Source organism: Paenibacillus tyrphae (genome assembly GCF_000722545.1).
Taxonomy (GTDB): domain Bacteria; phylum Bacillota; class Bacilli; order Paenibacillales; family NBRC-103111; genus Paenibacillus_G; species Paenibacillus_G tyrfis.
The window spans coordinates 41386-61952 of record NZ_JNVM01000019.1 but is presented as its reverse complement, the minus strand read 5'-3'; the positions used below and the strand labels follow the sequence as shown (position 1 = coordinate 61952).

21 protein-coding genes and 1 riboswitch are annotated in these 20567 nt (G+C 47.8%); of the genes, 10 read left to right on the top strand and 11 right to left on the bottom strand.

The features are described 5' to 3' along the window. Positions 1 to 66: 66 nt before the first annotated feature. Positions 67 to 4266 (bottom strand): S8 family serine peptidase, encoded by a 4200-nt coding sequence (locus ET33_RS22950; protein WP_036687340.1) that lies wholly within the window; start codon positions 4264 to 4266, stop codon positions 67 to 69. Between the two features lie 280 nt (positions 4267 to 4546). Here ET33_RS22950 and ET33_RS22945 point away from each other — a divergent pair, with 280 nt between their 5' ends. Together ET33_RS22945 and ET33_RS22940 are read left to right on the top strand one after the other, a co-directional pair. Next, entirely contained in the window at positions 4547 to 5203 is a 657-nt protein-coding gene (locus ET33_RS22945; RefSeq protein ID WP_036687336.1) for a TetR/AcrR family transcriptional regulator, read from the top strand. Then, positions 5200 to 5712, top strand: a complete 513-nt coding sequence (locus ET33_RS22940; protein WP_036687332.1) for a DUF4188 domain-containing protein — start codon at positions 5200 to 5202, stop codon at positions 5710 to 5712. Before ET33_RS22945 ends, ET33_RS22940 begins: the two co-directional genes overlap by 4 nt. 92 nt (positions 5713 to 5804) lie before the next feature. Here the strand turns inward: ET33_RS22940 and ET33_RS22935 are convergent, their stop codons facing one another. Together ET33_RS22935 and ET33_RS37695 are read right to left on the bottom strand one after the other, a co-directional pair. Further along, positions 5805 to 6323: a hypothetical protein gene (locus ET33_RS22935; RefSeq protein ID WP_036687330.1), complete on the bottom strand. Its 519-nt coding sequence runs from the start codon at positions 6321 to 6323 to the stop codon at positions 5805 to 5807. A gap of 90 nt (positions 6324 to 6413) precedes the next feature. Then, positions 6414 to 6581: a sporulation histidine kinase inhibitor Sda gene (locus tag ET33_RS37695; RefSeq protein ID WP_081890444.1), complete on the bottom strand. Its 168-nt coding sequence runs from the start codon at positions 6579 to 6581 to the stop codon at positions 6414 to 6416. Positions 6582 to 6855: 274 nt separating this feature from the next. Further along, positions 6856 to 7025, top strand: a riboswitch (M-box (ykoK) riboswitch). 344 nt (positions 7026 to 7369) lie between these two features. Between ET33_RS37695 and ET33_RS22930 the strand changes: the two genes are divergently transcribed. Genes ET33_RS22930 through rodA form a run of 4 tightly spaced genes read left to right on the top strand, consistent with a single transcriptional unit; the run spans position 7370 to position 11122 of the window. After that, positions 7370 to 8068 (top strand): MgtC/SapB family protein, encoded by a 699-nt coding sequence (locus ET33_RS22930; protein WP_081890454.1) that lies wholly within the window; start codon positions 7370 to 7372, stop codon positions 8066 to 8068. A gap of 18 nt (positions 8069 to 8086) precedes the next feature. After that, a complete protein-coding gene (locus tag ET33_RS22925; protein WP_051775537.1) occupies positions 8087 to 8860 on the top strand; it encodes a magnesium transporter in 774 nt (257 codons plus the stop codon). 30 nt (positions 8861 to 8890) lie between these two features. Beyond that, positions 8891 to 9985: a putative lipid II flippase FtsW gene (ftsW, locus tag ET33_RS22920; RefSeq protein WP_036687328.1), complete on the top strand. Its 1095-nt coding sequence runs from the start codon at positions 8891 to 8893 to the stop codon at positions 9983 to 9985. Between the two features lie 6 nt (positions 9986 to 9991). Next, entirely contained in the window at positions 9992 to 11122 is a 1131-nt protein-coding gene (rodA, locus tag ET33_RS22915; RefSeq protein ID WP_081890443.1) for a rod shape-determining protein RodA, read from the top strand. Positions 11123 to 11469: 347 nt separating this feature from the next. Here rodA and ET33_RS22910 read toward each other — a convergent pair whose 3' ends face one another. Together ET33_RS22910 and ET33_RS22905 are read right to left on the bottom strand one after the other, a co-directional pair. Continuing rightward, complete coding sequence (locus ET33_RS22910) at positions 11470 to 11928, bottom strand: MarR family winged helix-turn-helix transcriptional regulator (protein WP_036687326.1); 459 nt, start codon at positions 11926 to 11928, stop codon at positions 11470 to 11472. A 192-nt stretch (positions 11929 to 12120) separates the two neighbouring features. Continuing rightward, entirely contained in the window at positions 12121 to 12330 is a 210-nt protein-coding gene (locus ET33_RS22905; protein ID WP_036687324.1) for a sporulation histidine kinase inhibitor Sda, read from the bottom strand. Between the two features lie 375 nt (positions 12331 to 12705). On the opposite strand from ET33_RS22905, the gene ET33_RS22900 reads away from it, so the two are divergent. The 3 genes from ET33_RS22900 to ET33_RS22890 all read left to right on the top strand — a co-directional run bounded on the left by ET33_RS22900 (position 12706) and on the right by ET33_RS22890 (position 14658). After that, on the top strand, positions 12706 to 13125 hold the full coding sequence (locus tag ET33_RS22900) for a hypothetical protein (RefSeq protein WP_036687321.1): 420 nt from the start codon (positions 12706 to 12708) through the stop codon (positions 13123 to 13125). A gap of 159 nt (positions 13126 to 13284) precedes the next feature. Then, entirely contained in the window at positions 13285 to 14058 is a 774-nt protein-coding gene (locus ET33_RS22895) for an RNA ligase family protein (protein ID WP_036687319.1), read from the top strand. A 15-nt stretch (positions 14059 to 14073) separates the two neighbouring features. After that, complete coding sequence (locus tag ET33_RS22890; protein WP_036687316.1) at positions 14074 to 14658, top strand: hypothetical protein; 585 nt, start codon at positions 14074 to 14076, stop codon at positions 14656 to 14658. Positions 14659 to 14716: 58 nt separating this feature from the next. Here the strand turns inward: ET33_RS22890 and ET33_RS36620 are convergent, their stop codons facing one another. Then, on the bottom strand, positions 14717 to 15454 hold the full coding sequence (locus ET33_RS36620) for a stalk domain-containing protein (RefSeq protein WP_051775536.1): 738 nt from the start codon (positions 15452 to 15454) through the stop codon (positions 14717 to 14719). Between the two features lie 148 nt (positions 15455 to 15602). Here ET33_RS36620 and ET33_RS22880 point away from each other — a divergent pair, with 148 nt between their 5' ends. Next, positions 15603 to 15944, top strand: coding sequence for a hypothetical protein (locus tag ET33_RS22880; RefSeq protein ID WP_152570689.1), 342 nt, complete (start codon positions 15603 to 15605; stop codon positions 15942 to 15944). 171 nt (positions 15945 to 16115) lie between these two features. On the opposite strand, the gene ET33_RS22875 is transcribed toward ET33_RS22880, so the two are convergent. The 5 genes from ET33_RS22875 to ET33_RS22855 all read right to left on the bottom strand — a co-directional run bounded on the left by ET33_RS22875 (position 16116) and on the right by ET33_RS22855 (position 20266). Continuing rightward, complete coding sequence (locus ET33_RS22875; protein WP_036687312.1) at positions 16116 to 16568, bottom strand: hypothetical protein; 453 nt, start codon at positions 16566 to 16568, stop codon at positions 16116 to 16118. Positions 16569 to 16580: 12 nt separating this feature from the next. Then, positions 16581 to 17279, bottom strand: coding sequence for an ABC transporter ATP-binding protein (locus ET33_RS22870; protein WP_036687307.1), 699 nt, complete (start codon positions 17277 to 17279; stop codon positions 16581 to 16583). Continuing rightward, on the bottom strand, positions 17280 to 18572 hold the full coding sequence (locus tag ET33_RS22865) for an ABC transporter permease (RefSeq protein ID WP_036687302.1): 1293 nt from the start codon (positions 18570 to 18572) through the stop codon (positions 17280 to 17282). Positions 18573 to 18576: 4 nt separating this feature from the next. Then, positions 18577 to 19701, bottom strand: a complete 1125-nt coding sequence (locus tag ET33_RS22860; protein ID WP_036687297.1) for an ABC transporter permease — start codon at positions 19699 to 19701, stop codon at positions 18577 to 18579. Positions 19702 to 19861: 160 nt separating this feature from the next. After that, positions 19862 to 20266 (bottom strand): hypothetical protein, encoded by a 405-nt coding sequence (locus tag ET33_RS22855; protein ID WP_036687293.1) that lies wholly within the window; start codon positions 20264 to 20266, stop codon positions 19862 to 19864. Between the last annotated feature and the right edge of the window lie 301 nt (positions 20267 to 20567).

Sequence of the window (20567 nt, the reverse complement as noted above, 5' to 3'; positions counted from 1 at the left end):
CGGAAAAAGAACAGAGCCCCTTAGCCTGGTAAGCAGGCAAAGGGGCTCTGTGCGTAAGAAAGGCTCTTAGTTAATCAAGCTGCCGTTCTGCAGCAAATTGTACAGGACGGTTGCGGCAGCTTCCCGGGTCGTCGGAGCGGCCGGATGGAAGTGCGGCGTTCCGTCGATCTCATCGCCGCTCATCAGACCGCTTTTCGTAACCGCGTCGATGCTGTTCGTGGCGTACCCGGCAAATTCGGAAGCATCCGCATACGGCTTGCGCGAAGGATTGCTCTTCGGCGTAAGCTGGATCAGGGAGGACGCGCGGGACAGCATCACGGCCAAGTCTTGGCGGCTGATGCTGGCATGCGGATCGAATCGCCCTTCTTCTACGCCGTTCACAAGACCCGCTTCATAGGCGGCGGCAATATCGTCGGCAAACCAGTCAGAGGCGCTCACGTCCTGGAACGGAGCTTTCGAGCCGGCATGCAGACCGAGCGCGCGGACCAGCATAGCCGAGAATTGCGCGCGGGTTACCTGTTCTTTCGGCGAGAACGCCGAAGCCGAGGTTCCGTTCAGCAGCAGCCTGTTGGCCAAGGCCTGGATGTGCGATTGCGCCCAAGACGTGTCGATGTCCGTAAACGAGATCGCACGAGTTGCAACCGCATAGGTCGAGATGCCCGGGCGGTTGACGGTTACGGTGCGCGTGCCGTCCTTGTTCAGAGCGACGTTCGCCGGAACGGCATATACCTTTCCGTTGTCGATATACAAGACGCCCAGCGTGTTAGCGTCGGTATTGCCGCTCACGATAAAGGAGCTTTTCAGGAAATCGCGGTTGGATACGGCAATCGGCTGCGTATCGCTGCCGTTCACTGTGTTCACGGCAAAGGAAACCGGCGTACCGGTCACTTTGGCTCCCGGGAACCCGTCGGCGAATGCCGATGCGCGTTCCGCGTCATACCGGACAGCCACGTTCAGTCCTGCCGCTGCCGGTACGCGTTTCAATACCGAAACGGGGAGCGAAATCGATGCGTTCCCGTTGCTGACGACAACGGAGTTTTGCTCGCCCGACGCTTTCAACGTATTCACTTGATCAGGCGTTAGCTTGACGATTACTTGCTGGGACGCCGTGGCATAGACGGAGACGACCACGGCAACCGGCGTGCCGGATTCCGTTTTTAAAGCGGCTTTCAGGTCTGCGTCCGTAATGGTTGCCGTCAGCGTGTTGCCGTCCGTCGTTACCGTCCGTTTCAGCGAAGCGGAGGTTTGTCCTTGATTCACGACCGCATCGACGGAAGGAGTGCTACCGGACTGTTCCGTGCTGCCGCTGACAGATCCGCCATAATAGAAGCCGCCGCCGCTGTTGTTAATCGGCGTGCTGCTGTCATCCGTGCTGCTGAAGCGGAGCGTATTCCATGCGACATATTGAATAAGCTCGCCCTTGGCATCACGTTTCGGTTGCCCTTTCGCATCAAGAATGAGGGCGCGGACCATGAGTTTATACGTGCCTTCCTTCAGGCGCTGGACGATCGGCTTTCCGTTGCCATCCACTTTATCGTTAATATAAGTGCCGTCGACGTTCTGGAACGTATAGGTCCCCGGAGCAAGCAATTGCGGTTTCCCGCTTGCGTCTTGTTTCAGAATTTGTCCCATGGTGCCGACGTACTTGTCATCCACACCGTAAACGTTCAGATCCAAATAGTTCGAGTCCTTCGCCGTCAGGGTCACGGAGATGTCCGTCGACTTGCTTGGCGTAATGACGGTTCGGCTCAGCGTCACGTCCTGCAGCCCGAAGCCGTTGTCCGGCCGTTTTGTGCCGACATGCACGACAAACGGCAGGTGCAGCGAAGGCAATCCGGGGCTTTCCAGCAGTACCTCTCCTTCATACACGCCGTCTGCGGCTGTAGCCTTAGGCGTTACGGAAAGGGAGAACTTCTGTGTCGATTTCGCACCGGCGGCAACCGTATTGCCGCTGGCGAGGCCTTCCAGCGTCGCGACGATGTTGTTCACGTCCGGCGTCTTCACCGGGTTGTTCGGATCGGAAGTGACGTTCGGATGCAGCTTCACGGAAGCCTTGTACGTTACCGCTTTGTCCGAAGTGTTTTTGAGCTGGAGCTGCTCTTTCTTGGCGATGCTTCCGGCAGCCATCAACCCGAAGCTGGCGCTACTGCCGTAGTTGACAACCTCTTGCGGATTCAGGTTCTTGTCGAGAATGGTGATCTGATCCACCGTCTGGAGCACGGCCGGCGTATAGACCGCTTGGGACACATTGATGCGGCCTGCGCCTTGAGAGTATACATCGTATGGCGTTTCCTTAGAGTCTTTGATCCCGTCTGCGGTATTGGCAATCGCCGCGCGGATATCGAACGGCGTCCAATCCGGGTGCTGCTGCTTCAGAAGCAGAGCGACGCCCGCTACGTGCGGAGTGGCCATGCTGGTGCCGTTGCTCCGCTTATACGCTTGCGCGTAAGAGGCGCCCGGAATCATTTTGCCATAGGCCGGATAAGTCGACAGCACGTTCACGCCCGGCGCGCTGATATCCGGCTTAATGCTGAGCTTGTCGTCCGACAGAGGACCGCGGGAGCTGAACGTTGCCATCGTATCGCCCTTATCGATCGTTTGCGGATAGCTTGGGCCGAACGTCAGGCGGAACGGCTTGTCCGGATTGGCCAACACGGCGGCGGCCAATGCGCGTCCCTGCTGACCGGACATGTCGAATGCGGGAATATATTCGAAGTCGTCCCCAATGAAGGAGTCGATATGCCCGTCCCGACCCGACAAGTTGGGGGAGAGATCCGGTATGTCATTGCCATTGGCATCCTGCGTGATATTGCCGTTAAAAATCACGATGGCTTTGGCTCCCCATTTTTTCGCATTTTTAATTTTGTCTACGAAGGCCAGCGAACCGCGCGATACGAAGGCGATTTTTTCCGCCACGTTTTTGCCCTTGTAGTCGTCGTCTTGTCCGAGCCCTACATATACGGCTTCAATGGGATTCGTCCCGAGGATCGCTTTAAAGTCCTCTTGCCCGGTTTTCCAGCCCATGACGTTCAACGGATAATAAACGGCTTCGTACACGGAGCTGGTAACCGAAGCCTTATAACGGTTGGACGGGCTGGTCACCGCGCCGACGGAGATCGCAAGCTGCGAAGAGGCCGGTGAGCCCATCGAGTAGAAGTACGGTCCTTTATCTCCCGCATTGCCGCTGGCCACGACGGCGACGATGCCGCCTAGTACGGCATTGTTGATCGCGATCGAATCCGGGGCATTCGGGTCTTTCTCCTCGTCCGAGCCCAGCGATAGGTTGATCACGTCCATTTTGTCCTTGACCGCGCGTTCGATTCCGTCGATCACCTGGGCCGAGGAGCCGGAGGAGCTGCCGGTTTTGGGGTTGCGGGACAGCACTTTATAGACGTAGAGGTCCGCTTCGTAGGCAATGCCTTTTTGGACGACATCGGTGTTCGTATTCTTGGCCCGGCCGGCGATCGTACCGGATACGTGCGTGCCGTGAGACGTGCCCGCAAAGCCTTTTCCAAACGGGTGCTGATCCTTCGGAATGGGAGGCTCCTCGTAAGGATCGGATGTATTGAACGAAGAATTGTACCCGCCCTTATAGGCATCCCTCAAGTCCGGGTGCAAATAATCGACGCCGCTGTCGATGACGCCGACTTTCAAGCCTTTGCCGGTCAAGCCCTTGGCCCAAGCGTCCTGGGCGCCGATTTGCTTGATGGGCGCAACATCGTAGTTGCCGGTCACAGCATCGACCGGCTGCGGTGCTTCGACGGGCAAAGCATAATAGGTCCGGTTCTCATGAATCGACTTGACGCCGGGGATGGTAGCCAGCTCGGGAATCTGGTTGGCCGGCAGCGTAATTTCCATGCCGTTCAGCACGGTATTGTATTGGTAGTTGACTTTCAAATCGATGCCTTCGGATTTCGCCAAGCTGATCATGGACGATTGTTCGCTATTGACAGCGCTTTCTATCGATTCCGCAGAAAGCTGCTGCTGGCCCAGATCGGAAGCATACTTTCCAACGGAGACCGGCTGCCCGCTCAATTGGACGATGACGTTCACTTTGTTTGTGGAGGTGGTGTTCAGCTTGTCGGAAATAAAGGCGTTAGCTTTCGGACTTAACGAATGAGTGCGGACGAGTTGCGGATCGACGATGCTGGACGGGGTGCCCGATACCGATGTCAAAGGCGCCGCCTGTGCAACGCTTTGCATCATTAAACCTGCGGTTAATAGAGTAGACAGCAGTGAGAGACGCGAAAACTTTGCTCTTCTCATATCAAAACTCCTTTTCACTATGATTTTGAGAGCTGAAGTGAATCGTCACCCCCGATTCGGCTTTGTTTTACAGCATTTACAAGAATTTATTGTATCACCTATTTCAAATATATACCATATATTATAGTAAAATCTTTTAATAGATATATATAGATTTTGATAGATTTATTTGAACTTGGCGATGGAAAAGCGTTGACTTGACTATTTGGTTAACTTGAGTTAATTTATTTATTAGAGTATATTATTGAATAAAGGTAAATTGGAAAGGTGATTCCGATCTATGGACGCGCAATCGATACCGCTGCGGGAGCTCAAAAAAGCGCGGACCAAGCTGGCGCTGTACGAGGCGAGCTTGGAGCTGATCGGCGAACGCTCGTTTCGCGAGCTGCTGGTAGACGACATTTGCCGCAAGGCGGAAGTGTCGAAGGTGACGTTTTTTAAGTTTTTCCGGCAAAAAGAGGACGTGTTGGTCTACTTCATGCGGGTATGGCTGACTTGGCGGCGGATCGAGCTGGCGGAGCGGCCGCTACGGGGAATGGCGGCGATCCGGCACATGCTCGGGAAGGTCGTCGAAGAGGCGGAGACGAAGCCGGGCTTGATGCTGAGTCTGATCGGTTTTTTGTCGGAAATGAAGATGCACCCGTGCATGCCGGAGCTAAGTGCGGCGGAAATCGGCTTGCTGTTCCCGGGCCATGAGGAGCTGGGGGCGCAGGAGCCGGATTTGCATCAGGAATTTACGAAACGGATGCAGGAAGCGGCCGAGGACGGGGAGCTGCGTCCGGGGGTATCCGTGGAGTCGGCGGTAGCGCTGCTGCATACGATTTTTTACGGGGCTTATTTGACGGGCCATTTGTACGGAAATCCGGATTTGATGGGGGTCTACGATATGCATTTGGAGGTGCTCCGCACCGTCCGGGAGAAGGGAGATAGGGTATGAGTGGAGTGGTAAAAGGCCGTTATACGGCCGAGATCGACGGGGATTTCGTCGTTTTCCAGATCGGGATGAGGATCAACAAGCTGTGGGCGGTCCATAAGTGGCTTCCGGTATTCAAGGCGATGCCGCCGATGATCCGGGAGCTGTATGAGAACCCGGAGCTCGGGTTCCTGCACGCCAATTACTATATGACGCTGCGGGGGCCAGTCATCCTGCAATATTGGCGTTCGTTCGAGCACCTGGAGCGGTATGCGCGGCACGGCGCGGTGCATTTGCAAGCCTGGCGCGAGTTCAATCGGAAGGTGGCGGCAAGCGGAGCCGTGGGCATATTCCACGAGACGTTCATCGTCCAGCAGGGGCAATACGAGTGCTTGTACCATAACGTGCCCGTCTTCGGGCTGGCGAAGGCCGGCCGGCACGTGCCCGCCACCGGGCGCCGCGAAACCGCCGCGCGCCGGCTCGGACGGGATAGCGATCCAGCCGTACCGACGCCTCCGGCGCCGTCCATGTAGCGGCAGCGCAAACAAGCGCCTCGGCCAAGGAACGGCTTGGCAGGCGCTTGCTTGTGGGCAGGGGCTGTGCCGGGGTCCGGCGAGAAGCTCCCCTAAATAAACGGATACGCGTAGTTTTGCGGCGATTCGAAAAAATGGCTGACGTTGACCAACCGGCCCGGATCGAAGCTTATACGGACCGGGCCCTCGGCATGGATATCGAGCTCGCAGTACCCGTGAGGCCAATCCAATATCCCCGTCAGCCGATACACATACGGGCTGTGGGCGGTTTTTCCCGGAATGGCCCATTCTTTCGCCAAGGAAACTTTGCTACCGTCGGAGGTTCGGACAAAATCGTTGTTTTGCTCCAATGAATGATACAGAACGGTCGAAACGCTTACTTTCGATACCTGATGGAACTCAATCTTCGCCATCCCGGCCAAATAAAAATGACTGCCCTCGTCCGGCCTAAGGATCCGATTCCGGACGCACCAGTCTTTGCCTACATCTATTCCCCAAGCGCCGATGCGCAGGGTGTCTTCCGTAAGCGGAACGCTGTTGAAAAAAAGATGCGACTCGCGAAAACCGATCGGTTTAAAAGAGTCGTTTGTAATATCTCCCTCAAATTTCATACTCAGTAGTCCTTCCATGCCAGAATTCAGTTTCTTTCATTCGCTGCCGAACGGCAGCTCAAGCCCTTGTTTCTCTCTTCTTTCCGGAACTTAATTCCCGGAAAGAACGAACCAGGTCCGGCGAAAAATCGGATCGTCCAATCGCCGATGAATTTCATTAAGCAGCAAACGAATAAATTTCGGATCAAGCTGAAGCCGGACCGCGTCGGTGTAGCAGTCCAAGAGCCAATCGTCTTTAAGAGAACGCATGCTTGCCATACTTGCCTCCATCTCAAAACCATTTCCATATTTATACTAAAATGATAGTATTAGTTGGTCGCGTGTGCATCACATTTTGTTTTTCGTCGGATGGCAAAAAGGATTGCAATATATGGAAAACGAACGCAAAAATCGGCCGGGGCGCCACGACGCTCAGGGAAACGGTAAAGCGGCTGATCGGCGCGCGAGCGTGACCGTCATCCTCGCTTTCGTTTGTAGAAAAGATTGGATCTTGACAATCTCCATGACCCGAAGTAAAATCCATCTGTAATGAAGAAGTCCTCGTTAGGTGAGGCTCCTATACAAACATAGGCCACTGCCCAGAAATATCGAAAGATGCCCATGGGTAGAACAGGAACTGCCGGATTAAGGCTTTTCTTAAGGTGGCTAAGAGCGCCGCTCTTTACGTTGTATAGTGCCAAAACTCGACCAGGGGGAGCGGAAGCGTCGTCGTGCGCCTTTTTTTAGCCCTCCAGGTCTGCTGGGGGGCTTTTCGAATTTGATGCCAAAAAAGGGGGGACAGCCGAATGGACAGTTATCCGAGTCGAAACTTACTTAACTTTCATCATCATTATGGTGTAGACCAAAGAGAACGCTGTGTTCGTTTGTCCCTCCCGTGTTTCCCTTGCTGCGGTGCTCGTCGGCTTATTGCCGAACGGGTCTGTTCGGCAAGCTTATTTGACATGTGAGCTGGACCATGGAACAGATGCATAGCGACAAGCTCTCTCTTTGCGGGAGAGCTTTTTTTGTTTTCGGATTTTATGGCTGAAGAGGTGATAAAGATGACGATGGAAATGATCATGAAGCTCTGTCTTGCCCTATTGTTCGGATTATTGATCGGCATCGACAGACAAATTAAACAGAAGCAGCTGGGACTAAGACCCAGCATGGTCATCTGTATTGCAAGCTGTCTGGTGACGATCGTATCGATAGAAGCGTTCGGCAAGTTCGGCGGCCCCAATCACCCGAATATGGACCCGATGCGGCTTGCGGCGCAAATTGTGAGCGGGGTCGGCTTCATCGGAGCCGGCGTTATTTTGCGCAGAAGCAACGAGGTCATCTCCGGGCTCACTTCCGCGGCGCTCGTCTGGTCGGCGTCGGGGCTCGGCATCACGATAGGGGCGGGCTTTTATTTGGAAGCGGCATGTGCGGTCGTTCTTTTGATGGCCGCGGTGAATGTCGTTCCGTTTCTGATCAAAACGGTCGGTCCCGCCAAGCTGAGCCGGCACGAAGTGGCCGTTCGGATTGTGGTGGAGTCGAATTACCGGATGACCGAACTGATCCAAAGGATCGAGCGCAAAGGAACAAATGGATATTCCCCAAAGGAAGAATATAAAATCCGGCATTTTAAGCTTAAAGATATCGATGAAGATCGCCAACGGATGGACTTCGTACTCTCGGTGCCGGAAGAACAATATACGACGGAAATTTATTATTACATCAAGAAGATCGATCATGTGCTCAGCGTTGAAATTGAAAATCTGTAAAAGGAAGGAGGAGCTCTCATGTTCAAACTGGATCAATACAAATTCAAGGAAGAATATACGTACTACATGCTCCAAGCGTTAAAGGTAGGGAAGAAGGAGGCGTTCCGCAAAGATTTTCTAAATCTGCATCCGACCGATCAGATGCAATTTTTCATCGAATTGGACGAAGCCAGACGGTCACGGGTGTACGCTTTCCTGTCTCCGGAAGAGTTCGGGGAAATTTTCGGCGAATTGGACCCCTTTATGCAGAAAACATGCATCGCGGAGCTGGATCGCCATTACGCGATTGAGATGCTTAACGAGCTGCCCTCCGACGATGCGGCCGATTTCTTCGGTCTGCTGTCCGATAAGGAGGCCGATTTTTTTCTGGATCGCATGGAAAAAGACGAAGCCGACGATATCAAGCAGCTGTTGACGTATAAACAAGGTTCGGCAGGCGCTTTGATGACGACTGACGTTGTAACTGTAACCGAATCGGATTCCGTTGCCGATGTCCTGCACCGTCTGCGGCACGGCGAATCTGATGCGGAGACGATTTATTATTTGTACGTCACGGATACGGGCAATCAATTGACAGGCATCGTCACCTTGCGGGAGCTGATTGCTTCCGATCCGCAGCGCCGCATGGACGAGATTATGAACCCGCAATGGATCTCCGTATCCGCCGATACCGGACAAAGCGAAGTACTCCAAATCATCCGCAAATACGGACTCTTGGCGGTGCCGGTCGTTACGCACAAAGGCAAGCTCCTTGGAATCGTTACTTTTGACGACGTGTTGTTTTATTTATAGACCCATGCGACTAGAGGAGTTGTTCTATGTATGAACACGACCAAAAGAGGCCGGCCCGATTTTCTCATGCTCTTCTTGACCGTTCTGCTTGTTGCCATCGGGCTGGTCATGGTATTCAGCTCCAGTGCCATGACTTCGTCCATCAAGTATCATAACATGTGGTATTTTGAACTAAGACAAGTGACGTGGGCTTTCGCAGGATTATTTTTTCTTTTCTTTTTTATGAATATATGCTATCAAAAGCTAAAGAAATGGTTTCGTCCGCTTTTTCTGCTCACGGTTGTCTTGCTCGTGCTGGTCCTTATTGTGGGAACGAAGGTGAACGGGCATAAAAGCTGGTTCGGCATCGGATCGCTTGGCATGCAGCCTACGGAATTGGCTAAGTTGAGCTTGGTTTTGTATTTGGCGGCGCTGATCGAAAAAAAGGGCGATCGTTTTCAAAATTTTAAGGAAGGCTTGGCGCCTGTTCTGCTCATTGTCGGGTTCATCGCCGGATTGATTATGCTGCAGCCGGATATCGGCTCGAACATTATTATTGTTGCCGCATCCGTGATCATGATGATCGTAGGCGGAGCCAACAGGAAGCATCTATTGCTTGTCGCCTTATGCGCGGTGCCGGTCGGACTGGTGATTGTGATGGCCAAAAGCTACCGGATTCAAAGACTGACCTCGTTCATGGATCCCTGGAGCGATACGCAAAACTCCTCCTACCAGCTGGTCCAGTCTTTATATGCTTTTGGCCATGGCGGTCTTACCGGCTCCGGTTTCGGGCAGGGCATTCAAAAGCTGTTCTATTTGCCCGAAGCGCATACGGACTTTATTTTTTCCACGATAGGCGAAGAGTTCGGCTTTATTGGATGCGCCTTATTTTTGCTGATTTATTTGGCTTTTCTATGGAGGGGCCTCATTATTGCTCTGCGGAGTCCCGACCTGTTTGGTACCCTGTGCGGTATCGGGATTGTCTCGACGATCGGGATTCAGGCGCTGATCAATCTGGGGGGAGTTACCGGAAGCATTCCGATCACGGGAGTGCCTCTTCCTTTCATTAGTTACGGCGGTTCGTCGCTGCTGCTCTGTATGGTCAGCATCGGAGTTTTACTAAGTATCTCAAGAGAAAGGAGCTGACCTCTCTTGTTCTTCGGTATTATCGATAGACTGAAGCGGCTCGACAGTGTCATCATTTTTATTCTTCTTTGTTTCGCGGCCATTAGCACGCTTGTGATTTACAGCGCGACCTCGGGAACGAAATACGACGGGCTTCATCTTCACAATATAGTGATGTTTGTGGTCATGCTGATTGTCATGCTTGGCCTTTCCTGCATGGATTACCGCTTCTTGGTCCGCCGTCTTTCCGTGATTTTATACGGATTGGGCATCGTTCTTCTTCTGGTCGTCATGTTCAAGGGAATGACCATTAACGGATCGAAGCGTTGGATCGATCTCGGAGTCATGCAATTTCAACCGTCTGAATTGGCGAAGATTTTTGTCATATTGCTGCTGGCCCGAATCCTGGAACAACGCAACGGCGAGCCGCTTCGCTTCTTTCGCGATCTTCTCCCCCTGGGGCTGATCACAGGCGTCCCGTTCTTGATTATCTTGGAGCAGCCGGATTTGGGAACGTCCATCGTATTTATTTGTATCTTTATCGGCATGCTGTGGATCGGGAATGTGCGTATTACGCATGCGCTCAGTGGTTTCTTCGGCATCGCTGCCATCATCGGGGGGATGTACTGGCTGTATTCCGCCAATTTCAGTTTGTTTTCCAAGATTGTCAAGCCTCATCAGCTTAGCCGCATTCAAACTTTTTTGGACCCGGCCAGCGATCCTAACAAAAGCTGGCACGTGCTGAACTCCATCCGGGCCGTAGGCGCCGGACAAATGTTCGGTGAAGGGTTTAAGCACGGGCAGTTGGTTCAAAAAGGTTACATTCCTTACGACTATGCCGACTCGATCTATGTGGTGATCGGGGAAGAGTTCGGCTTTATCGGCTCGGCTGTGTTGCTGCTCCTTTATTTTGTGCTGATTTACCGGATGATCAAAATCGTGCTAACCTGCCCGGACCTCAGCGGCCGGTATCTTATCGTCGGAGTGATCTCGATGTTTACGCTGCAGATTTTCGAGAACATTGCGATGCATACGGGAATGATGCCTTTGACGGGGATTGCGCTTCCATTTATTAGTTATGGCGGCAGTTCGCTAATGACCAACATGATTTCGATGGGACTCGTGCTGAGCGTTAAGGCGCATAGCGAAGCGACTTAGGGTTTCTTTACGCGAAAAGGCATCTCATGGTGAGATGCCTCAGAGTGTCGAGAAAGTGGTCAGGGAGCACTACAGGTAGTACGAGGGGGTGGGGTATACACTTCTGGTCGCTGCTCCACCCCACAAAGTGAAGTTAAATCAGAGAAGCTCAGTCCGAGTACTTTGCGGGGACCCCGGGTCCGCAGAAAATTTTGATTTGAAGCCGCTTTGCGGCGGATATTTCCCGCAGACAAAGACGAACGCTATCGCTCCTCCAGTGCATACCCCACCTCCGTATGTTTCTCCGTATTAGTGAAGACCACTTTCTCGACAAGCCCAGGCATCTCATAGCGAGATGCCTTTTTGCGTTACTCCCCGGCAACCGTGCTATCGAGCTCGTGGATATGAGCCATCATGGCTTTGACCTGCCGGTTCAGTTCGGCCATCTGCTCGAGCGTCATGCCGCTGGAGGCGAACAGCGTTTGCGGAATGCAGACCGCTTTGTGCTGAAGCGCCAAGCCTTTGTCCGCGATCCGGACGATCACGACGCGCTCGTCCTCGCTGGAACGCTTCCTTTGCACCAGCCCGGCCGCTTCCATCCGCTTCAGCATCGGCGTCAAGGTTCCCGAGTCGAGATCGAGGATTTCGCTCAGCTCCTTGACCGTGCTCTCTTCCTTTTCCCACAAAACCAATAACACAAGATATTGAGGATAGGTCAATCCCAGCTCATCGAGCAGCGGGCGGTACATTCGCGAAATCGCTCTCGAACAGGCGTACAGACTGAAGCATAGCTGATTGTCGAGTTTCAAATATTCATTGTGGCTCATGGGAGGAACCTTCTTTCCTCAATCCTGTTCGTCTCGGGAGGATTGATTGTGCACAAGTTAATTTGCTCAAAATTATATCATGCTCTCCTCGTCCCCAACAAGTCTGCGGAACAGACCAAAAAGGCTCCTGCGCTGCGCATTTCGTGCGACACAGCGTAAGAGCCCGGAAAGATAAGAAAAGGCAGGCGAGAATCAATTCGCATGGAAAGCGGCGCCAACCGCAGCCTTTTGTCCCAGGCCCCATGGGGAGTGGGAGACGACCATCCACATTCGGCGGAAAGCGGGATCGGTTGAACGTCTATGGATTTCTTCTAGCAGCAGATCGATAAATTCGGGATCGAGCTGAAGGTGGACCGCATCCATGTAGCATTGAATGAGCCAATCGTTTTTGAGTGTGCGCATCGGTTATCCTCCATTCTCGGGATTTGTTGCTGTTGGTTATCCCAAATCCCTGATTAAAATTCCATAATTATACTAAAATTGTAGTATTCATGGCGGCAAATCGCAGCACATTTTGTTGTTTATTGAATGCAAAAATTGTTGCATCATATCGAAAAAAGGCGCAAATTGGCTTTTGGAAGCAGTGACTCGGGCAAAGCAGGCGGGGGACATCCGACGACGATCGGCAATTTGAGCCGCTGGCTCGCTTGATACGACCGCAGCCGGGGCCACCCTGCAGAGTGGTTCCTGCGGACAGGACTTTCAGCCGAAGCATGATCCGCCTCTTAGCCGCATATCTAATGATATAAGACAACCTGTCTGCTAAGGGGGGGTACGGTGCTGCAGCGAACCATGAATATCGTTAGCAAGAAATCGGTATGGATTTCAGTCGTCGCGCTCTTGAATATTTTGCTGGCGCTGCTTATTATGGTTGACAAGAAAAACAGCTTTTCTTTTTGGTCTGATGGAGCTATGAGTTTATTGGGCAAGGTTGAGGTCGGAGGTGAACCGGCTATCGCGACCGGGGCATTCTCCGCTTCCGGCTCCTCCGTAAACGGAGCCAAGCAATATTCGGTGTTCACGCAGTGGAAATTAGCCGACCGGTATCAGGATGGAAGTTACTTGGTGGAGGCTTACCGGCAATACGAAATCTATAAAGATAAGAACGGCAAGACGGTCAAAACCGTGCCGACCGAAAACTTCAACTACATCCGCTATTGTCCCGGATGCGAGGTAAAGGTGCTGCCTGGGGAGTGAAGCTTGATCGAGACGAGTCTGAGTTGGAAAAGCGAGCCTTGCGCTCGCCTTTTTTGCACATACCAAAATAGAAATAACAATTCCATCCAAACGAGACGATAATGATAGAAGAACCTTATTATGGTAAATCATACGAGATGTTCAGGGGGATAATCATTCATGGATTTAAAGAAAATGAACTCTTTGACGAAATATCCGAGCATTCTTACCTATCATCAACTGGGGGAGAGAGGCCGTTTAACTGAAGAATTATCGGAAGCCCGAGGCTTCTCCGCTTCCGACGATGTTTTTGTTTATGAAAAAGTGGATGGGGAGAACGCCAGGATCATTTTATTCAAAAATGGGAATGACATCGATTATCTCATTGGCTCCAGAGAGGAGCTATTGTTTGCCAAAGGAGACAGGATAGGTAACCCTTACGGGAATATTGCCGAGTTTCTTCGGCCGTTTGCCGATCAATTAACAGACCGGATTTGTGCTGACGAGGATCGGGCATTGACCGTCATCTATCAGGAGTCGTATGGAGGGAAGACGAAGGCGGCTAAAAACTACACGGAAAATAAGACACAAGCGTATAGAGTTTTTGACGTATTTTCACTGGATAAGAAGGAATTGGAGCATCTACTTACGCTGCCGCAAGAAAAAATAGCGGAATGGCGCGACCATGGAAACCAGCCTTTTTATCATGAGGCGGAGAAACTCGATTTTATTAAAACGATGGAGCTGGAATATGCACCACTGCTGACTAGCGTGAAGGGCTCTGCTTTTCCGCAGTCGTTGGAAGAGACGTTTTCTTTTTTGAAGCAGTTTGAACAAACCCAAGTCGGGATCGATGCTAAAGGCAAGTCCGAAGGTATTATCGTTCGCACCTCGGACCGCAGGCAGATTAGAAAAATCCGCTTTGAGGATTACGAAAGAACGTTTAGAAAGTGAGCCGCGTGCGCCCATATGTCAGAACAGATCCCCGATTATTTCAAATACAACAAGGAAAACGATAGTAAATACAGCAAGAAAAAGCATTATGAACTCGCGGCTATCGAGAAGGACTGGCCGTTTATTCCCGAAAAATATGGGTATCATCCTGTTGATCATTTTACGGGATGTTGGAGAGGTTTCCATTGTCTATACGAAATGGATGATCTACAGCTTCTTCTCAAGTCTTTTTTTGTAACTCTGGACTGTTCGGTCGTTAGCCTTCCTGACTTGAATGGCGTTTCGGGAAAGAAGGGCTACGGCGGTTTTTGGGAATACAAGCAGGTGAATCTGCCCCTCGGTTATTCGGGAGGCATTATTTTATGCGATGAACTCGTAGGTCAAGATTATTTGTTTGGCGGTTATGAACGTATGCATCATTTCCGGGATGTTGTGGAGTTACGGTTTGAGAACGGCATTGTGACAAGTAAAATAGACCACAGTGACATGATGAAAGAGATTAGGGGCTTCACGGATTTAAGTTTCCTTGAGCAAGAAGAGTTGGTGGTTGATTATTTTTCGCTGTACTCGAACAAGTGGATAAATTATTACATGCTATGAGTCAGAAGATCGTCCCTGCCGCAAATGATGCGAACAAGGGACGATCTTTTACGTTGAGCTAAGGCTCAATCTGTATCGTGATTTCACTTTTTATGATTTTGTTTTTTTTATCCCCATCGATCTTAAAATCTGCCGTTACCCCAATCGTATATTTTCCCGGCGACAGCAGCCAGGGCTGCTCTTTCTCAAAAAATTCCTTAGTGTTGGGACGTCCTTTTTTATTGTAGTTGTAAGACTCTATGATATACAGAGGGAGAGTGGCTTCATACTCGTTATTTTTCTTGAGTTGATCTCTTATTAAAACGGTCTCTATAATTTCGTCAGAAGAAATTCCTTCCTCGTCCCGAACCGTAAAAAGGATGATGGGATTACCGTGGCCCACAGTTATTTCTTCCTCGCCCAAGTAAATGAGGGAGCTCCACAAATGAATGATATCATTTGTTTTGTAGGTTTCTTTTTCACTGTGAAGATTTAGCACAAAATTGTCTGCTTGTTTGGATACGCTGATTTTGGCTTTCGTCAAATTGTTGACACGTCGATCGATATAAATGTCTTTCTTGGCTTCGTCATAATGCACTCTGCCGCCCATATTTTCGGTAATGTAGCGTAGCGGAACATAGACGGAACCGTTATAGTTGAGAAGCTCAAAAGCTCCGCTCTGCTTATTGGCAGGTTGATTATTGAAGTAGATAGATCCGGGGAATAGATGCGCTTGTATAAAATCGGAACTACTTGCGACGGAAGCGGCTGAAATACAGCTGCCCGCGATAAGAGCTAGAAGTAACTTTTTCCTCAAATTCACTTCATCTCCTAGTTTTTGGGGTGTTTATGAATTCTACTCTTTTCTTCGCAATAAGTTGTGGTTTGCGGGCGACACAGAGGTAATTTCGGAAAAATGTAATTAAATGTTATAATATGATAAATATTGATATGATGTTCTATTGTTGAGTTTATTGGGAGGTAACAACGATAGTAACGAGGATCTTAAATTTAGTGATGATTTGAGGGAAGGTGTTACTATGGTCTTAATAAAAGATAGTGCAAAACGAGAAGAGATTCAAGCCTTACATACTGAATTGTGGAATGAACTTCAACATTATGACGAAGCTTTCGCAGAAAATTTTATGACAAACTGCTTGAAGAATCTAAAAGAAAGACAAGTGCAGCGGAATACATTGAAAAACTTCGTAACGACACGAGGGTTTTGGATTTCGGTTCTTGTTGGTTCACTGCTGGGACCTTCGATTGTTGTCCTTTTTATTTGGGTTTCTCTTTGGATTGAGTGATATTTAAGGTAAACGAAGGCTAAACGGTCACCTGTTAGATGTTTGGAACCATTGGTATGAAGTAAAGGTGAAAGCCAATCCGGACAGTACAAGATTGTCTGCGCTGCAGGACACACTGTCAGGAAAGGCTACATATTTGGAGGGGATTATTTACTGAGGATTATAGAGGGGTCAATTGCCTGCTAGCTCTTGATTGTTCCAGTTGAACAAGGAGGCAGAATCACTTTGGAAAATCCCTTGATATTTGCCCTCTGTTTCGGGAGTAGTAATAAGTTTTATTTTCCAAACTCCTTTCATTGGTGAGGCATTAAAACTGTTCATATAAGTATGCTCACTGGTTACTTGATCAAAAAAAACTTTCTCTTCCTTTGGATTCCACACTTCGATAGCTAAATCACCCGAACTTAGTTCAATCAAAAACTTCGTTTGTAAGTTCAAGAAAAAGGTATTGTTTACCGAAAATTCCTTTTCGATCACTTTGAATTTTTCGTTGTATTCCGCCTTACTAATTGTCCCTCCCCATTTTCTTTCTATTACATCGTCAATTAGTTTATAGAACACGCCAACGCCGCATAAAATCAATACAGCTACTACGGATAAAATGATAGTAGATTTTTTTTTCACGATTATAATCTCCTAAGCTTCCTTTTGGACTATCAGGGGTTCGTCAAAAGTGATGCTCCCATCTTTCATAAACAACTTTCTATTGGCATATGAGGCCACATGAGAATCATGAGTAATAACAATGATCGTTTTTCCCTCATTGTTCAGATTGCATAGTATTTCCATAAGCTTATCTGCATTCGTTGAATCAAGAGCCCCGGTAGGCTCATCGGCAAAAATAATTTCCGCTTCTGATGCCAATGCTCTCGCAATAGCTACGCGCTGTTTTTGGCCGCCTGACAAATTCTTTACTTTTTTGTGGAACAAATCCTCTATCCCCAACTTGCTTAAATATTGCTTCGCCTTCTCTTTTTTCTCATGCTTACTCATCTTGCGTTCTGCAAAAGGCAGCGTTACATTATCATAAACACTATAATTATTGAGCAATGCATAATGTTGAAAAATGAAACTCACTACGCGATTACGGATATGAATCAATTGAGAGTCTTTTAAACCGGTTGTGGATCTGTCCATTATTTTACACTCGCCTCTTGTTGGCGAATCCATACATCCCATAATATTTAATAATGTCGTTTTTCCGGAACCGGACGGTCCTACAATCGCTACGAATTCCCCCAGTTCGACAGTTAGATTAATATTGTTAAGCGCTGTAAACTTATTTTTATGATTCCCGTAAACCTTTGAGACGTTAGTTAGTTCAATCGCCGGCATTTAATTCTCAACTCCACTTATTAGTTTGTAGGGAGATTCTCTATACAGTACCCGAATAGGGTATAAAACCGATAAAAAAGTGAGCAAGAGGACCAGGATTATTACTTTAGCGAATAATGCGATTCCAAAGAGATCTTTAACCGACGACATATCGGCGATGATTGACGTTGCACTATTATAATAATTCCAGAATACTCCAAAGCATGCGCTTAGCAAAATGAGCAAAAATACCTCAATGATGATGGATCGAGCTATACTAATAATCGATTCTCCGAATACTCTTCTTATACCAAATTCATAAAATCGAATTCGAATAGAAGAAAGGGTGGAAGTAATAATCCCAATCGAGGTGGTAAGCAGAAAAAATACTCCGGCATATAGATTTAATTTAACCAATTCTATTTTGCTTTTTTTGTAAGCATCCAGCTCTTCTTGTATAGAGCGTACAATGGGTGAAGGCAGACCAAGTTGAGTCGCTGCTTGCTTTATTTTCTCCGATAATATTTTACGATCGGCTGCATCTTGGACGCTCACAAAAGTACTTTTTTGCAAGGAACTAATAACAAACGGCGAGGAGTTTTTTTGATAATCCAAGAAAGGGGTGACAATCGCTGCATTCAGATCTCTTACCCCCATTGAAATATAATCGTTTTTATCGAGCCACTTGCTCTCTTTGTCCATTACGCCTACAACTCGATAATTCAATTTTTCACCAAACCAATAAATAGAAAAAGAGTCACCGATGTCAAATATACTTTCGTAATCATGTCCAACCAATACAGGAATCTGCTCATGGTGTTCAACGGCAAAGTCTTGTTTAGCAAGCGACCGGCCCTTAAGTATTTTGATCTTAGAACTGCTGAATATGGACTCATCGAAATAAACCATATAAGATAGCTTTTCTTTCCCTCTCAATGGACTATTTTTATATAAAGCTTGATTCTTTGCCTCATATAAATCACTATTTTTTAGATCGGATAGAATGAAATACGCTGTGGAAAATGAACCGTAATTGCTGACTTCATTCATACCGCTAACTTCTTTTCTTAATTTAAGGTAGCGTTCAATAGACCATGCATTATCACTTGTTAAATCCGGAACGGAGAACGTCAAAGTTTTTTCGAGATCCAAGTTGGAGTATTTTTTAATGGTTTCACTTGCATAGTCAGGTATACTTAATTGAATAAAACCATTGCTTATTAAGTAAAATGAAACGACTAATTGAAGCATGATAAAGAGCGTAGCTAACTTGCGTTCCCACAATGACTTCCAAGCAATCTTTATGCTCCTCATCTGATCAAACCTTTCTCATCAACTCAACAGGTTGGATATTCCTCGAACTGATTAATGGGATAATTACGACCAGCAGTGAAGTTATGAAGACGAAAGCCGCATGATTAATAATATCCGTTAACGTTACTTTATATGGGTATCCAATCCACTGTTCAATGATAGGGCTCATCCAAATCTGCACAATACAAACCAACAATGAGGAGAAGAGAAATACGACTAACATTTCGCTATAAAATGAAAAAGCAATTGTAGAATTGCTAATGCCAAATGCTTTTTTGATTGCAATTTCAACTCTTCGTTCTTTGATCCAATATACAGCGATGTTGACGGCGTTGATCAAAGCCAGCACATATACAGTGATAATAAAAGTAATTTGATTCCCGAGATTACCTAAATATGTATATGGAGAGGAACCTTGCAGGGAAGAGAAGTCTGCGTTATTGACTTTAAATATCGACACCTGATTTTTTACGGTATCGTAATCTTTTAATAAGCGTGTCTGATCTCCATATAAAATGACAGGGATACTTTTTTGGCTCTGTAACTTGGATTCCGCTCGCTCAGTCAAACTTGTAATAGGCATAACTATTTTGTGGTCGAGATAGGGCGAGTTGCCTTTATCAGTTCCTATGATTCCGGTAATCTCATATTTCTCATGATCTATTTTGACGTATTGTTTCCCGTTCTCTTTAATGATATAGGGAATAAAAGCTCTTCCTACCATGCATAATTTGTCCCCACGATCCAAAGAACTTTTTCGGATAGCTTCTCCTTCTAGCAAAGGAAATTTATTGTATTCATCTGCTTTCCAATATTCAATCATAGGATTTACCATGCCTAGGTCTGTTTCTACGCTAAGTGAATTTATAAGCAGATTACTGGTTACACTCATCGTGCTGAATGCTTTGATAATGGCCTTCATGTCGACTTGCTTTTCAAAGTCTAAGGAGAAGGAAATTTTATTGTTAATTTGATATTTGTCCAAGTAGCGCTCAATTTCAACTGCCTTATTGATGGAATATAAAGTAGTTGTAATTAAACCGATGGATAGGCTAATGCTAAACACCAGTATGAAGAAAGTAAACGGGTATGCTTTAATCTGGTTAAGGACGCGATTCAGTGTGTTCACATTTCCTCCCGAAATTATCCCAAAATAATATTTACACGCAATTAACTGTGATAAACAACTGAATTCCTAAATCGCTATAATACACAAAATATAGCACCACAATGGTTAGCTATGGAAAGCTTACCATTGTGGTGCATATCTCATCCTTCTTACGACCTTATTACCATCTGCTCGTCAGGGATTCGATGGTCCGTACGGTCGCTGTATTATATCGATCAAGAATCTTGTGTTCACTTTGGAAAGCCCATACCCCTCCTTTTGATGCCGATACATGTGCCCAATTACCATAGTCCGAGCCATGGATTTCATAGGGAGCACTAATATTTTCTGCAGATTTAAGTGTCACCCCAACGACAAGATACTGCCAAGTTTGATTATTTTGCCAATCGGTTCTTGCATCAGCTTTATCATTCTCAAAAACGGAGAAATCTGTAACTAAACTTCCAGTTGCTTTTGCATCTTGATAGGCAAGGTTTATGGCATCGTTAGCAGCATAAGCCGCGGAAGCGATGGTAAGAGTCGCTAGAATTGATAACAGCGGGATCGATTTTTTAAGAGTAAACATGAAAATATCCTCCTCAAAAGATTATAAAATATGTAGAACTAAGATGAGTGCTTGATCCTTAATGTTCTAGGTTTTGGATTTCGGATAAGTAAAAGTTGATACAATAACTTTACCTTGTGGTATGGTGCCCTCCTTTTCACATAATGTATTATTGCAAGTTAATTAAAGTAAAATTTTTGTAATATATGGAAAATTAACTTGGTATCCATTATCCTAGCGAATAATAGAATAGATTGTCAACTATTTTTTGGGGAAAGGCAGAACATGAGCAAAGGGGTGCCCCGGTATCTTATGGTTTAGT

Excerpts from the sequence above, each read along its gene's own strand:
- ET33_RS22950 (WP_036687340.1), bottom strand. The coding sequence starts at position 4,266 with ATGAGAAGAGCAAAGTTTTCGCGTCTCTCACTGCTGTCTACTCTATTA.
- ET33_RS22945 (WP_036687336.1), top strand. The coding sequence starts at position 4,547 with ATGGACGCGCAATCGATACCGCTGCGGGAGCTCAAAAAAGCGCGGACC.
- ET33_RS22940 (WP_036687332.1), top strand. The coding sequence starts at position 5,200 with ATGAGTGGAGTGGTAAAAGGCCGTTATACGGCCGAGATCGACGGGGAT.
- ET33_RS22935 (WP_036687330.1), bottom strand. The coding sequence starts at position 6,323 with ATGAAATTTGAGGGAGATATTACAAACGACTCTTTTAAACCGATCGGT.
- ET33_RS37695 (WP_081890444.1), bottom strand. The coding sequence starts at position 6,581 with ATGGCAAGCATGCGTTCTCTTAAAGACGATTGGCTCTTGGACTGCTAC.
- ET33_RS22930 (WP_081890454.1), top strand. The coding sequence starts at position 7,370 with ATGGAAATGATCATGAAGCTCTGTCTTGCCCTATTGTTCGGATTATTG.
- ET33_RS22925 (WP_051775537.1), top strand. The coding sequence starts at position 8,087 with ATGTTCAAACTGGATCAATACAAATTCAAGGAAGAATATACGTACTAC.
- ftsW (WP_036687328.1), top strand. The coding sequence starts at position 8,891 with ATGAACACGACCAAAAGAGGCCGGCCCGATTTTCTCATGCTCTTCTTG.
- ET33_RS22910 (WP_036687326.1), bottom strand. The coding sequence starts at position 11,928 with ATGAGCCACAATGAATATTTGAAACTCGACAATCAGCTATGCTTCAGT.
- ET33_RS22905 (WP_036687324.1), bottom strand. The coding sequence starts at position 12,330 with ATGCGCACACTCAAAAACGATTGGCTCATTCAATGCTACATGGATGCG.
- ET33_RS22895 (WP_036687319.1), top strand. The coding sequence starts at position 13,285 with ATGGATTTAAAGAAAATGAACTCTTTGACGAAATATCCGAGCATTCTT.
- ET33_RS22890 (WP_036687316.1), top strand. The coding sequence starts at position 14,074 with ATGTCAGAACAGATCCCCGATTATTTCAAATACAACAAGGAAAACGAT.
- ET33_RS22870 (WP_036687307.1), bottom strand. The coding sequence starts at position 17,279 with ATGCCGGCGATTGAACTAACTAACGTCTCAAAGGTTTACGGGAATCAT.
- ET33_RS22865 (WP_036687302.1), bottom strand. The coding sequence starts at position 18,572 with ATGAGGAGCATAAAGATTGCTTGGAAGTCATTGTGGGAACGCAAGTTA.
- ET33_RS22855 (WP_036687293.1), bottom strand. The coding sequence starts at position 20,266 with ATGTTTACTCTTAAAAAATCGATCCCGCTGTTATCAATTCTAGCGACT.